The 12,625-nt window shown below is 64.2% G+C and carries 13 protein-coding genes; 7 read left to right on the top strand and 6 right to left on the bottom strand.

Features of this window, described 5'->3' with window-relative positions:
- Nucleotides 1–53: 53 nt before the first annotated feature.
- Nucleotides 54–635, top strand: a complete 582-nt coding sequence (locus tag DH08_RS31065) for a TetR/AcrR family transcriptional regulator (protein WP_192183044.1) — start codon at nt 54–56, stop codon at nt 633–635.
- Between the two features lie 310 nt (nt 636–945).
- On the opposite strand, the gene DH08_RS31060 is transcribed toward DH08_RS31065, so the two are convergent.
- From DH08_RS31060 to DH08_RS31035, 6 genes are all read right to left on the bottom strand, one after another.
- Nucleotides 946–1,968 (bottom strand): LacI family DNA-binding transcriptional regulator, encoded by a 1,023-nt coding sequence (locus tag DH08_RS31060; protein WP_192183043.1) that lies wholly within the window; start codon nt 1,966–1,968, stop codon nt 946–948.
- A 54-nt stretch (nt 1,969–2,022) separates the two neighbouring features.
- Nucleotides 2,023–2,817 carry an ATP-binding cassette domain-containing protein gene (locus DH08_RS31055; RefSeq protein ID WP_192183042.1) on the bottom strand — a complete coding sequence of 265 codons (795 nt, stop codon included), beginning with the start codon at nt 2,815–2,817 and terminating at the stop codon, nt 2,023–2,025.
- A gap of 3 nt (nt 2,818–2,820) precedes the next feature.
- Nucleotides 2,821–3,807, bottom strand: coding sequence for an ABC transporter permease subunit (locus DH08_RS31050; RefSeq protein WP_192183041.1), 987 nt, complete (start codon nt 3,805–3,807; stop codon nt 2,821–2,823).
- Nucleotides 3,808–3,930: 123 nt separating this feature from the next.
- Nucleotides 3,931–4,863 (bottom strand): sugar ABC transporter substrate-binding protein, encoded by a 933-nt coding sequence (locus DH08_RS31045; protein WP_192183040.1) that lies wholly within the window; start codon nt 4,861–4,863, stop codon nt 3,931–3,933.
- 300 nt (nt 4,864–5,163) lie between these two features.
- Nucleotides 5,164–6,321: a fumarylacetoacetate hydrolase family protein gene (locus tag DH08_RS31040; protein WP_192183039.1), complete on the bottom strand. Its 1,158-nt coding sequence runs from the start codon at nt 6,319–6,321 to the stop codon at nt 5,164–5,166.
- Between the two features lie 85 nt (nt 6,322–6,406).
- The gene (locus tag DH08_RS31035; protein ID WP_192183166.1) at nt 6,407–6,667 is read right to left on the bottom strand and encodes a hypothetical protein; all 261 of its coding nucleotides are present in this window, start codon (nt 6,665–6,667) and stop codon (nt 6,407–6,409) included.
- Here DH08_RS31035 and DH08_RS31030 point away from each other — a divergent pair.
- The 6 genes from DH08_RS31030 (at nt 6,552) to DH08_RS31005 (ending at nt 12,611) form a co-directional block, all read left to right on the top strand.
- Nucleotides 6,552–7,835 (top strand): NAD(P)/FAD-dependent oxidoreductase, encoded by a 1,284-nt coding sequence (locus DH08_RS31030; RefSeq protein WP_192183038.1) that lies wholly within the window; start codon nt 6,552–6,554, stop codon nt 7,833–7,835. The two genes, DH08_RS31035 and DH08_RS31030, sit on opposite strands and share 116 nt — an antisense overlap.
- Nucleotides 7,836–7,932: 97 nt before the next feature.
- Nucleotides 7,933–8,820, top strand: coding sequence for an ABC transporter permease (locus tag DH08_RS31025; protein ID WP_192183037.1), 888 nt, complete (start codon nt 7,933–7,935; stop codon nt 8,818–8,820).
- Nucleotides 8,817–9,650 (top strand): ABC transporter permease, encoded by an 834-nt coding sequence (locus tag DH08_RS31020; RefSeq protein WP_192183036.1) that lies wholly within the window; start codon nt 8,817–8,819, stop codon nt 9,648–9,650. Before DH08_RS31025 ends, DH08_RS31020 begins: the two co-directional genes overlap by 4 nt.
- A 26-nt stretch (nt 9,651–9,676) precedes the next feature.
- A complete protein-coding gene (locus tag DH08_RS31015) occupies nt 9,677–10,747 on the top strand; it encodes an ABC transporter substrate-binding protein (RefSeq protein ID WP_192183035.1) in 1,071 nt (356 codons plus the stop codon).
- Nucleotides 10,748–10,927: 180 nt separating this feature from the next.
- Complete coding sequence (locus DH08_RS31010; protein WP_192183034.1) at nt 10,928–11,536, top strand: cupin domain-containing protein; 609 nt, start codon at nt 10,928–10,930, stop codon at nt 11,534–11,536.
- Complete coding sequence (locus tag DH08_RS31005) at nt 11,526–12,611, top strand: ABC transporter ATP-binding protein (protein WP_192183033.1); 1,086 nt, start codon at nt 11,526–11,528, stop codon at nt 12,609–12,611. The genes DH08_RS31010 and DH08_RS31005 overlap by 11 nt, the downstream gene beginning before the upstream one ends.
- The last annotated feature ends 14 nt before the right edge of the window (nt 12,612–12,625 follow it).

The following is a 12,625-nucleotide window of genomic DNA, read 5'->3' as shown; positions in this document are numbered from 1 at the left end:
TAACACCCTAGTCAAGAGGTGAGCCGAATTTTTAGGGAGACAAGGAGACTTCGATGGCAGACGGCACGACGGAACGCGTTCGCCCGCGGGATCGTATCCTGGAGACGGCGCAGGACATGTTTCACAAGCATGGCATCAAGGGCGTCGGCGTCGACGCCATCACCGAAGCCGCCGGCACCAACAAGATGACTCTGTACCGTCATTTCGAGTCCAAGGACGACCTGATCATAGAATGCCTGCGCGCCACCGCATGCAAGGCCGCCGCGATATGGGACGCATTCGAGGCCGAATATCCCGGCGACAAGCTCGCGCAACTGCATGCCTGGGTTCGAAAGGCCGCCGATATGCTCAACGCGGACAGCCGCGGCTGCGACATGGCCAATGCCGCAATCGAGCTCAGCGAGACCGACCATCCGGCGCGACGCGTCATCAAGGAACTCAAGGAAGCCCAGCGCGACCGGCTGGTGGCGCTCTGCCGCGACGCAGGCGTTGGCCAGGCCGAGCTTCTCGCCGATACGCTGTCGCTGCTCCTCGAAGGCGCGCGCGTCTCGATGCAGAGCGTCGGCGCCGAAGGCCCGAGCGCACAGTTCGTGCGCATGGCGGAAGGCCTGATCGCGTCGTTCCGGGCGCGATAGACCGACGCTTCGCGTTTTTGACGCTGAAGAATCCCGAATCTGTACCCGGAACGAAACCCGGAACGAAAAAAGCCCGCTGCCGGGAGGAGGTGGCAGCGGGCTCGATTTCGAACGAGGCGCGGGAGGAGGTGCGCCGCATTCAGCGTCGGCATCGCATCTGGGAGGAGTAGATGGCCGACACCCAGATATCTACCGATTGCTTAATGATTCGGCAACCATAAAAGTTGCATAGCAGGTGTGCAGAATTGCCGCATCAGCCACCAATCCTCCGACAAATCCGGACAAAGCGACCTTGCTGCGGCGCACTAACCTATTGAACCGGCACGTTTTCTTTGAAGATCAGGCGTGGCTCGATGAATTTTTTCGTCAGGTAAGGCGCCGAAGACGCGATCGAGCCGAGCAGGCGGATGACCGACTGTTCGGCGATCAGCCGCGCGTTCTGGTCGATGACGACATCGGCGATATCGTCGACCAGATAGCCGCGCGTTTCCCTGGTCAGGTCGTGGCAGATGAACACCGGCTTCTTCTTCGGCCTTGCCTCCAGCAGCGCTTTCGCCACGCCCGAGCGGCCGGCGCCGACGCAATAGATGCCGAGCAATTCCGGCTCATTGTGCAGCGCCTTCATCGTCGCGGTGTAGCTCACCTCCGGCTCGTCATTGATCTCGACGGCGCTTGAGACGGTGAGATTGGGGAATTCCTCTGAGAGTACAGAGCGGAAGCCCATCTCGCGTTCCTCATGGCCGCGATAGGAGCGTGAGCCGACCACCATGGCCAGATGGCCGGTGCGGCCGCCGAGGAAGCGGCCCATCAAAAGTGCCGCGGTGCGCCCGGCGACCCGGTTGTCGATGCCGACATAGGCCGAGCGCGGTGCCGCCGGAACGTCCGAGACCAGCGTGACCAGACGGATGCCGGCCTCGACCACCTCGCGCAGGATGTTGCGCGTTCTCGGATGATCGACGGCGATGACGCCGACGCCGTTCGCCCTCAACGACAGGTTTTCGATGGCGCCTTGCAGCGCGCCAGGCGCGATGCCGGCGAGGCTGTGGATGCGGCAGGACGCGACCAGCGGCAGGCGCGCAGCATAGTCCTCGATATGTTTGGCGAGATCGATCATGAAGGCGTTCGAGCCGATCGGCAGGAAGAACTCCAGATGCGCCGGCCTCGACGGCAGCGCCACCTGGTCGACGACAGGCAGGTAGCCGAGCTGCCTGGCAGCCTCCATCACGCGCTGCCGGTTGGCGGCGCTGGCGCCCGCGCGGTTGTTCAGCACCCGGTCGACCGTTGCGGTCGACAGCCCGCAGCTTCTGGCGATATCGGCAACGGTGGCCTTCATTGTCACAGTCATAGGAGCTGATGCGATCCTGTGCCAGACAGCGATGGATGGTGCTCAGCCTGGCCGTTGCGTGTCCTCGGCGAGAGCCGCGCGGATTTCCTTGTCGGACATGCCGGTGATGATCCGCTCGACTTCGGCGACATTGGTCTTCTTCGGATCGATGTCGTCGGCCACCACCTTGCCCATGCGCATGACGACGATGCGGTCGACCACCTGGAAGACGTGATGGATGTTGTGGGCGATGAAGATGCAGGAGTGGCCGGAATCGCGGGCGCTGCGCACGAAGCTCAACACGCCTTGCGTCTCGGCGACGCCGAGATTGTTGGTCGGCTCGTCGAGGATGATCAGGTCGCTGTCGAAATGCATGGCGCGCGCGATCGCCACCGCCTGTCGCTCGCCGCCCGACAGCGAGCCGATCGGCGTCGTCGGCGGAATGTTCTTGGAGATGCCGACCTGTTTCAGCAGGTCGCGGGCCACCACGTTCATCGCCTCCTGGTCCATGCGGTTGAGGAAGCGCGGCGGCTTGATCGGCTCGCGGCCGAGGAACAAATTGCGGGCGATCGACAGCTGCGTGACCAGTGCCGAATCCTGGTAGATCGTCTCGATGCCGTGGGCGATCGCGTCGCTGGTGCTGCGCAGGTTCACCTTCTTGCCGCGGATGAAGATGTCGCCGCTGGTCAGCGGCACCGCGCCCGACAATACCTTGATCAGCGTCGACTTGCCGGCGCCGTTGTCGCCGAGCAGGCCGACGATCTCCTGTTCGTTGACGTGGAAATTGGCGTCCACCAGCGCCTGCACGCGCCCGTAGGACTTGCGGATGTTCGTCATGCGGATGAGCGGTTCAGCCATGGTTCACGTCCCTGCCTGATGCCGGCGTTCCAGCCATGAGTGGAGCGCCATCATGCCGAGGATGATGGCGCCGATGAAGATGTTGTAGGCGAGCCCCGGCACGCCGATCAGCACGATGCCGTTGCGCATCACGCGCAGGATCAGGATGCCGAGCACGGTGCCGATGATCGTGCCGCGTCCGCCGGTCAGCGCCGTGCCGCCGATCACCACCATGGCGATGACCTCGAGCTCGTAGCCGGTGCCGCTGTTGGGATTGGCCGCCGAGGTGCGCAGCGAGGAAATGACGCCGGCAAGCGAAGCCATCAGCGACGACAGTACGAACAGGCCGATCTTGACACCGTTGACGTTGACGCCGCGGGCGCGCGCCGCATTGGGGTTGCCGCCGGCGGCCTGTATCCAGTTGCCGGTGCGGCTCTGCGTCAGCACGTAGCCCAGCGCGATCGCCGCGGCGATGAACCAGAACAGCGACATGTAGACGCGGAACGGGCCGATGAAGAAATCGCCGACCAGCGCTTCCGCCAGCCAGCTGCCTTCGGCGCTCCAGGTCCGCTGCGGAAAGCCGTCGGTGACGAACAGCGCGGTGCCGCGCACCACCAGCAGCATGCCGAGCGTCACCAGGAAGGACGGGATCTTCAGCTGCGTCACGAACCAGCCATTGACCAGCCCGATGAAGGTGGCGACGACCAGCGCAATGACGAGCCCCATCTCCAGCGAGGTGGCACCGCTGTTGAACAGCGTCCACATCAGCACCGGCGAGAAGCCGAACAGCGATCCGACCGAGAGGTCGAATTCGCCCGATGTCATCAAAAGCGTCATCGCCAGCGCGATCAGGCCGAGCTCGACGGTGAAGGCCAGTATGTTGGAAATGTTCTGCGGCGACAGGAAGTCGGGATTGATGCCCCAGAAGACGACGAGCTCGATGACGAGCAGGACAAATGGCCCGAATTCCGGCCTGCCGATCAGGCCTTGGATGAGGGAACGATTTTCCACGAGCAACCCGCGACATGAATGGAATGGGCTGAGACCTGCACCGTAGAAGACGGCGCGGGCTCCAGCGACGATAGCGTCCAGCGCCGCGCGTCGAAAGGCGCGCGGCGCTGGTAGTCGTGGGGCCTATTTGCCGGACAGGATCTTGTCGTACACTTCGGCGGTGTCTTTTTCGTAGAGCGCGCCGGTGATGACGTTGAAGCCCGGAGGAATGCCGGCGGCGGCCATGTTGGCCAGCGAAAGCGCCACATAGCTGGTCGCCTGCGGATCCTGCCACTGCGCGGCATTGACATAGCCGTTCAGCACTTCCTGCGTGGTGTCGAGTGAGTTGCCCCAGCCGACGACCGGGATTTCGCCCGGCTTGACGCCGACCTGGTCGAACACCCGCTTGATCGAGCCGGTGACGAGGTCGCCGAGGCCGATGATCGCCTTGACCTTGGCCTTGTTGGCGGTGAGGTAATCGACCATGCGGTTGATCACTTCGGCCTGGTCGAGCGTGGCTTCGGTGATTTCGTAGGTGATGCCGAGCGGCTCGAACACGCTCTTGATGCCTTCCTCTTCCTGCACGCCATAGGTGGCGCCGGGGACCTCGACCGGCATCCAGACGAAATCGCCCTTCTTCACCAGGCCCTTGTCGACCAGATACTGCGCCCAGTGCTTGCCGAAGGTGACATTGTCGCCGCCGACATAGGCGTTGAAATTGGCCTTCGGGTCGGGCGTGTTGAAGTTGATGATCGGGATGTTGGCGGCGCGCGCTTCCTTGACGATCTCGACAAGGCTGCCCGGATCGGGGCTGGTGGTGACGATGCCGTCGGCCTTGGCCGAGATGGCGGCACGCACTGCCTCCTGTTGCGAGGCCACGTCGTTATTGTGGAACGAGGTGTTGACGGTGTTGCCGGTGTCGGTCGCCCATTGCTTGGCGCCGGCCAGGAAGTAGGTCCAGACCGGGTCGGCCGGGCCGCCATGCGAAATCCAGTAGAACGTCTTGGCCTGTGCCGCCGCCGGAATGGCAAGCGCCATGATCAAGCCAAGCACGAGCAGTCTTAGCCTCGTCAGCATTTGATTTCCTCCCATGTTGAAAAACGACCTCCCGTCAGGCGCGATGCGGCCCAAAGACCGCATCTCCTGCCAGCGCCGACCGGGTGCCCTCAGAGCATTCCCTTTTCCGTCCACTGGCAAGCCTCCACCAGCCAATGGACGTTGGCGCACGGCACAGCGCCATCAGCAATCCCATCAGATTGCATCAGCTGGGGTGATATTTTCCGGAAGCTCGGAGCCTCGTTGGCACGGACCGTCGCCCTCGCCCGCCGAACCGACCAGGCATTCAGCAAGGAAAGGGTCGCAGGCGAGGCGGGTCGGCTAGATCAAACCGGCCTTGGCGAGGTCGCGCATGAGGTGGCTGGCGCCATAGGTCCAGTGCGGACAGTCGGGCGACAGCCGCACACGATTGACCAGCGCGCCGAATTTCTCCGACGAGATGGTGACGATGTCACCGACCTTGTGGGTAAAACCCTTGCCCTTTTCGCCGCGATCCTTCGACGGCACGAACATGGTGCCGAGATAGAGCGCCAGCCCATCCGGATACTGGTGGTGCGGACCCATGGCGGCTGCGACCAGTTCTTCCGGCGAGCGGCTGATCTCGGCCATCGAGCTGGCGCCCTCCAGCGAAAACCCGTCCTCGCCCTCGACCTTCAGGCGCACGATGGCCTGCTTCACGTCATCGATGGAGAAGGTGTCGTCGAACAGCCGGATGAACGGTCCGAGCGAGGCCGAGGCGTTGTTGTCCTTGGCCTTGCCGAGCAGCAGCGCCGAACGTCCCTCGACGTCGCGCAGATTGACGTCGTTGCCGATCGTGGCGCCGACGATGCTGCCGCTGCTGGCGGCGATCATGGCGATCTCCGGCTCCGGATTGTTCCAGGTCGACACTGGATGCAGCCCGACATCGGCGCCGAAACCGACCGAGGCCATCGGCTGGCATTTGGTGAAGATCTCGGCATCCGGTCCGATGCCCACTTCCAGATATTGCGACCAGGCGCCGCGCTGGATCAGCCTGGCCTTAATCTCCATCGCTTCGGGCGAGCCTGGCTTCAGCTTCGACAGATCATGGCCGATCAGCCCGGCAATGTCGGCGCGAATGGCATCGGCCCTTTCCGCCGAGCCACGCGCCTGTTCCTCAATGACCCGTTCGAGCAGGCTGACGACGAAGGTGACGCCGGAGGCCTTGACCGCCTGCAGGTCGACCGGTGAGAGCAGATAGGGTCTTGCCGGATCGCGCGTCGCCGCGAAACTGTTGGCGGCGATCGCGTCGAGCGAACCGATCGGCTTGCCTTTGGCAGTGCGAACATGGCCTGCGGGGTCCGCCATTTCGCAGACATCGCGGACGGTTGGCGCTGTGCTTGATGTGATGTCGAAGACCGTGCCGTCGCGCACCGTGACCACCAGCGGATAGGACGCTTCGCCTGTCCTGGCGCGGCCGATGAACAGGCCGTCGGCGGGCAGGTGGCTTGGATTGATCATGGCTGCGGTTCTCCCAGTCTGGTTACGGCGGTCCGCCTTGGCCGAAAGGCGGGCCGATCGGCGCGGCACTTTCGTCGGATTCCGGTCAAAGGTCTATCCCGTTCGTGATCCGGTTTTCGACAGGGTCGGCCGGAAAATTACCTACAGGCGTCGCAACAGGATCGAAACGCTCTTTCAAATATGTGAAATCGACAATAGGATTTTCACGCGCAATCAACCTCAGGTGATCCTTGCCCGCACCGTTTTCCGATCCGATCTGGCAAAAGCCCAAGGCTGTATCGGCATTCCCGTCGCTTTTTCCGGCCGGCAGCCCTGTCGATGTCGTCATCGTCGGCGGCGGCATCATGGGCCTGTCGACCGCGTTGCACGCGGCGCGCCTCGGTCTTGCAGTCCAGGTACTGGAGGCCGGCGCGATCGGAGAGGGCGCATCGGGGCTGAATGGCGGCCAGGTCATACCCGGCCTCAAATATGATCCGGAATGGCTCGTCGAGCATTTCGGGCTCGAACGCGGCGAGGCGCTGGTCAATTTTGCCGCCTCGACAGCCGATGCGGTTTTCGACCTGATCCGCGACGAGAGACTGGCGGTGCCGTTCGTTCGCAATGGCTGGATCCAGGCCACGCACACCGAGACCGCGTTGAAGGCGGCAGTCAACCGGGATAGGCAGTGGCGGGCGCGTGGTGCCGATGTTGAGCTTCTGAGCCAGGCGGAAATCGCGGCGATGACTGGCGCGCAGGGCTATCTCGGCGGCTGGCTCGACCGCCGCGCCGGCGTCATCGATCCGCTCGCCTATACATCGGAGTTAGCGCGCGTTGCCACAGCCGCCGGCGCCCGGATCGCCGAGCGCCAGAAGGTGGTGAAACTTGCCAAGGACGCCGGCTTTTGGCGCGTCTCGACCGCAAACGGCGCCGAATTGCGGGCGAAGGCGGTTGTCCTTGCAACCAACGCCTATACCGGCGGGCTGCTTCCCGGCTTGGCTGAGACCATCGTGCCGCTGCATTCGTTCCAGATCGCGACGGCGCCGTTGTCTTCCAATCTCGCGGCGACGATTCTGCCGGAAGGGCAAGCAGTGTCGGATTCGCGCCGCATCCTCGTCTATTACCGCAAGAGCGCCGACGGCCGGCTGGTGCTCGGTGGGCGCGGCCGCATGGCGCAGCCGGCCAGTGAGGGTGACTGGGCGCATCTCGAACGGGCGCTGGTCAGGCTCTATCCAGCGCTTGCCGGCGTCGCGATAGAAAAACGCTGGTTCGGCCGCGTGGCGATGACGCCGGACCACTTGCCGCATATTCACGAGCCGGAGCCGGGCCTGCTCGCCGTGGTCGGCTGCCAGGGCCGCGGTGTCGGCCTGATGACCGCGCTCGGCGGGCGGATGGCGAGCTACCTTGCGAACGGCGATATCAACCAGCTGCCGTTCCCGCTGTCGCCGATCCGGCCGATCCCGTTCCACGCTTTCCGCCAGATTGGCGTCGCCGCGACGATCGCCTGGTATCGGATGCTGGACGCCTTCGAACGCTGATTTCGAAGGCGGCGGTTGGGCACCATGCGATTCAACTTGACAGTTTCATGAATATGAAAAAAGCTAAGCCGATTTCATAATTCCTTTGGACGGTTCGATGTCGACCATCGTTGCAGGGCAGTCGCTGCCGGAATCCCGGTCTTCACCGGCTTTTCGCTTCGCGATGCTGCTGCCGGGCGGACTGGTCACTTTCTTCCTCATCCTGTTTGCCCTCGGCCTCGTGCTCTTCCTCGCCTTCCGCGGCAATGACGGCTCACTGCTCGGGGCCGGCCTCACTGTCGCGAACTTCGCCACGGTCGCGTCCGAACCGCTCTACTGGACGGTGACGCTACGCTCGCTGGCAATCGCCGGCCTGGTAACATTGGCGACCGTCGTCACCGCCTATCCCGTCGCCTATTATCTCGCCTTCCACGCCGGGCGGCGGCGCGGCCTCCTGCTGTTCCTGGTGACGCTGCCGTTCTGGACCAGCTATCTCTTGCGCGTCTTCGCCTGGAAGATCGTGCTCGCCTATAATGGCGTGCTGAACTCGGCGCTGATCGAAAGCGGCATCTGGTCGGAGCCGACGCTTGCCTTCCTCAACACGCCGGCCGCGGTCGTCGTCACGCTCGCTCATGCCTACGCGCCCTTCGCCATCCTGCCCATCTATGTGGCGCTCGACACCATTCCGAAATCGCTGCTCGAAGCGGCGTCCGATCTTGGCGCCAGGCCGTTCACCTCTTTCCGCCGCGTCGTGCTGCCGAACTCGATGCCGGGCGTATTGGCAGCGGCGCTCGTCGTCTTCGTGCCGACGGTCGGCGACTACGTCACCCCGGCCATGGTCGGCGGTCCGGCCAGCACCATGATCGGCTCGCTGATCCAGTCCGAGTTCGGCAAGGCCAATGACTGGCCGTTCGGCGCGGCACTTTCGGTCTGCGTCATGCTGGTCATCCTCTGCGTGGTCCTGGTCGCGCGCGGTGCCGACCGCAGATTCGGCAGCCGCACATGAGCACGGCGCGCACCGAGGCCAATGCAGGCGGTCGCTGGCTCGGCGCCTATGTGCTTGCCTATCTGGTCTTCCTCTATCTGCCGATCCTGCTGATCCCGCTGTTTTCCTTCAACGATTCCATCCAGGCGGCGTTTCCGCTGCAAGGTTTTACGCTGCAATGGTACGCGACGCTCTACGGCAATCCGGCCCTGTCAGGCGCATTAGCCAACAGCCTCGTCATCGGCACCATCGCCGCCAGCGGCGCTACTCTCTGCGGTATCACCGTGTCCTACATGGACCTCTATGGCCGCTCGCCGCTGGCCGCCACCATCAGCGCCATTGCCCGGCTGCCGATCCTCATTCCCGGCGTCATCGTCGGCATTTCGCTGCTGATCCTGGTCAACCTCGTCGGCTTCGGCCCGTCGCGCGTCGCTATAGTGCTCGGCCACATATTGGTGGCACTGCCGACGACCGTGGTCGTCATGCGCAGCCGCTTCGCCGCCATCCCGAAGACCATCCGCGAGGCGGCACTCGATCTGGGCGCCTCCGACTGGACGACGTTCCGGCGCGTCATGCTGCCGCTCAGCCTGCCGGCCGTGCTGTCGGCCTTCATGCTGGCTTTCCTGACGTCCTTCGACGAGTTCATCGTCGTGTTCTTCCTGGCCGGAACCGAGCCGACGCTGCCGCTCTACATCTGGAGCCAGCTGCGCTTCCCGCGCTCGCTGCCGACCGTCATGGCGCTGGGCACCGCGATCCTGGTCGCGTCCTTCGTCATCGCCGCCTTCGCCGAAGTTTTGCGCCACCGCGGGCTCGGCACCGCCCGCCGGACAGCCGCCGCCAACCCAGCCTGACCATAACAACGAAGAGGAGAACGAAAATGGCATTCGACCTGAAATCGATCACCGGAAACAAGGCGCGAGCCGGCCTCGCCGCTCTCGCGCTGGCGCTGTCGTCGACAGTCGCCTTCGCCGGCGACAAGCTGCAATATTTCACCTGGTCGGGCTACGAACTGCCCGACTTCAACAAGAGCTTCCTTGCCGCCCATCCCGATGGCGTCGAGGCCTCGATCTTCGGCGACGATGACGACGCCTTCACCAAGGTCAAGGCCGGCTTCCGGCCGGATGTCGCCCACCCGTGCTACGACAAGGTGGCGCGCTGGAACAAGGAAGGCCTGCTGCAGCCGATCGACACCAAGCGCATCAAGAACTGGGATTCGATCTTCCCGGTGTTCAAGAACCTGCCCGATTTGCAGGCCGGCGACGGCAAAGTCTGGATGGTGCCGTGGGACTGGGGCAACACCTCGATCCTCTACCGCACCGACCTGGTGAAGGATCCCGAAGCGAGCTGGAACCTGCTGTGGGACAAGCAATATGCCGGGCGCATGGCGACAATCGATGCCGTGCACGACACGCCAGTCGTGGCGGCGCTTCTCGCCGGCGTCAATCCGTTCGACATGACGCCCGAGCAAATGGACAAGGTGGCGGAGAAGCTGCGCGAGCAGCGTCCGCTGCTCTCCAACTACACCACCGACATGACCTCGGTGGAGCAGGCGCTGGCCAGCGGCCAGCTGGTCGCCGCCATGACGTGGAACGCGTCGGCCACTTCGCTGAAGAAGCAGGGCGTGCCGGTCGAGTTCATGAAGCCGAAGGAAGGCATGCTGACTTGGGCTTGCGGCTTCGTCATGCTCAAGGACGCCAAGAATGTCGACCTCGCCTATGACTTTATCAACAGCCGGCTGGAGACGGATTCGGGCAAATACCTGATCCAGGCCTATGGCTATGGCAGCTCGACCAGTTCGGCCTTCGCCGCCGTGCCGAAGGAGGAGCTGGACAAGCTGCAGCTGCCGTCCGACCCGGAGGTGATGCTGAAGACCACAATCTTCACCGGGCCGATGAAACAGAATGACGATCTCGCCAAGATGTTTGAGAAGGTGAAGGCGGGCGGCTGAGCTGGTTCCTCCTTCTCCCCTTGTGGGAGAAGGTGTCGCCGAAGGCGACGGATGGGGGGTGTTCCAGCTTGGCAATGACGGTGCTCCGGCCAACACCCCTCATCCGTCTCGGCGCTTCGCGCCGATCCACCTTCTCCCACAAGGGGAGAAGGGAGAGGGCAAGCAAACGAGGACGAACGGATGGACATGCTGGACGAGGCGGCCGATAGGCCGAAGGACGATGCCGACGTGCGGGTCGGCCGGCGCGTGCGGGCGCTGCGGCTGGAGCGCAACCTGTCGCTGGCCGAGCTTGCCGCCAAGGCCGGCGTGTCGATCGGGGCGCTGAGCCAGATCGAGCGTGGCATGTCCTCGCTGCGCGTCAAAGTGATCTGGCCGCTCGCCGCCGCTTTGGACATCGAGCCGTCGGCACTGATCGCCGACGGCAACGATGCCGTCAACGACCTCTATTGCGTGCGCGCCGACAAGCGGCGGCAGATCCCGGTGAAGTCGGAAGGCATCGCCAAGGCGCTGCTGTCGCCGCCCGCCGCCACGCTCACCGGCATGCTGGTGAGCGTCGAGGCCGGCGGCGGCACCGCCGAGGCCTATGCGCATGCCGGCCATGAGTTCGGCTATGTCCTGTCGGGCGAGGTCGAGCTGGTGGTGGATGCGACCACCTACGGGCTGAAGGCCGGCGACAGTTTTGCTTTCAAGAGCACGCTTCTGCACGCCTTCCGCAACCCGGGTGTCGAGCGCTGCCAGATCCTGTGGGTCAACACGACAAAACCATCCGAGGTGCGCGATGGCGCCTGATGCCCTGGTGCGGCTGGATGCGGTCTCGAAGATTTTCCCCGGCGGCATCGTCGGGCTTGACGCCGTCGACCTCGACATCGCCCGCGGCGAATTCCTGACCTTGCTTGGACCCTCCGGCTGCGGCAAGACCACCAGCCTCAGGGTGATCGCCGGTTTCGAGAGCCCGTCGAGCGGCAAGGTGCTGCTCGAAGGCCGCGACATCACCGCGCTCAGGCCGTTCGACCGGCCGGTCAACACCGTGTTCCAGGACTATGCGCTGTTCCCGCACATGAACGTCACTGAGAATGTCGGCTTCGGCCTGTCGCTGCGCAAGCTCTCGGGGACGGAACAGGCCAAGCGCGTCGGCGAAGCGCTCGACATGGTCGGCCTCGGCGACAAGATCGGCGCCCGCGTGTCTGAGCTCTCGGGCGGCCAGCGCCAACGCGTCGCGCTCGCTCGCGCCATTGTCTGCGACCCGCGCGTGCTGTTGCTCGACGAGCCGCTGTCGGCGCTCGACGCGCATCTGCGCGAACAGATGCAGGTCGAACTGAAGCGGTTGCAGTCGCGGCTTGGCACCACCTTCGTCATGGTCACCCACGACCAGACCGAGGCGCTGTCGATCTCCGACCGCATCGTCGTCATGAACAAGGGTCGCATCGAACAGATCGCACCGCCGGCGACGCTCTACGACCGGCCCGCCACCAAATTCGTTGCCAGCTTCATCGGCACGATGAACCTGCTGCAGTCGCGCTTTGTCGGCCGCGACGGCGACCGCCTGCGCTTCACCGCTGGCACGTTGCCCTTGGAGGCTGTTTTGGAAACCGGCGAGGCACCCGGCGAAGGCGCTGTACGCACCATCGGCGTGCGTCCCGAGGACCTGCTGGTGGCAACCGAGGCGGCCTCCGGCACCGCGCCGGCGCGGGTCAACAGCATCGTCTTCCACGGCCGCACCTTGCGTCTGCATGCCGAATTGGGGCAGGGGATGCCGGTGGTGATCGACGCGCCGCGCCGGGCCGAAGGTTTTCAATTCAGCGTCGGCGACGTGGCGCATATCAGCCTGCGCCGTGGCGCTAGCTGCCCTATGCTGCCAAGCTAACCTCATTTCATCTT

Origin of the sequence: Mesorhizobium amorphae, from assembly GCF_014843845.1 — a bacterium.
GTDB classification, from domain to species: Bacteria; Pseudomonadota; Alphaproteobacteria; order Rhizobiales; family Rhizobiaceae; genus Mesorhizobium; species Mesorhizobium amorphae_A.
Note: the sequence above shows the minus strand (reverse complement) of the source record. Positions and strands in the feature narration are given on the sequence as shown.

Bases quoted from the DNA above. Each gene is read 5' to 3' on its own strand.
- DH08_RS31035 (WP_192183166.1), bottom strand. From the start codon at position 6,667: ATGATGCCGCCGCCGACGATGACGACATCGACAGGGCTGCCGGCCGGA.
- DH08_RS31015 (WP_192183035.1), top strand. From the start codon at position 9,677: ATGGCATTCGACCTGAAATCGATCACCGGAAACAAGGCGCGAGCCGGC.
- DH08_RS31005 (WP_192183033.1), top strand. From the start codon at position 11,526: ATGGCGCCTGATGCCCTGGTGCGGCTGGATGCGGTCTCGAAGATTTTC.
- DH08_RS31040 (WP_192183039.1), bottom strand. From the start codon at position 6,321: ATGATCAATCCAAGCCACCTGCCCGCCGACGGCCTGTTCATCGGCCGC.
- DH08_RS31045 (WP_192183040.1), bottom strand. From the start codon at position 4,863: ATGCTGACGAGGCTAAGACTGCTCGTGCTTGGCTTGATCATGGCGCTT.
- DH08_RS31010 (WP_192183034.1), top strand. From the start codon at position 10,928: ATGGACATGCTGGACGAGGCGGCCGATAGGCCGAAGGACGATGCCGAC.
- DH08_RS31020 (WP_192183036.1), top strand. From the start codon at position 8,817: ATGAGCACGGCGCGCACCGAGGCCAATGCAGGCGGTCGCTGGCTCGGC.
- DH08_RS31055 (WP_192183042.1), bottom strand. From the start codon at position 2,817: ATGGCTGAACCGCTCATCCGCATGACGAACATCCGCAAGTCCTACGGG.
- DH08_RS31065 (WP_192183044.1), top strand. From the start codon at position 54: ATGGCAGACGGCACGACGGAACGCGTTCGCCCGCGGGATCGTATCCTG.
- DH08_RS31025 (WP_192183037.1), top strand. From the start codon at position 7,933: ATGTCGACCATCGTTGCAGGGCAGTCGCTGCCGGAATCCCGGTCTTCA.
- DH08_RS31060 (WP_192183043.1), bottom strand. From the start codon at position 1,968: ATGAAGGCCACCGTTGCCGATATCGCCAGAAGCTGCGGGCTGTCGACC.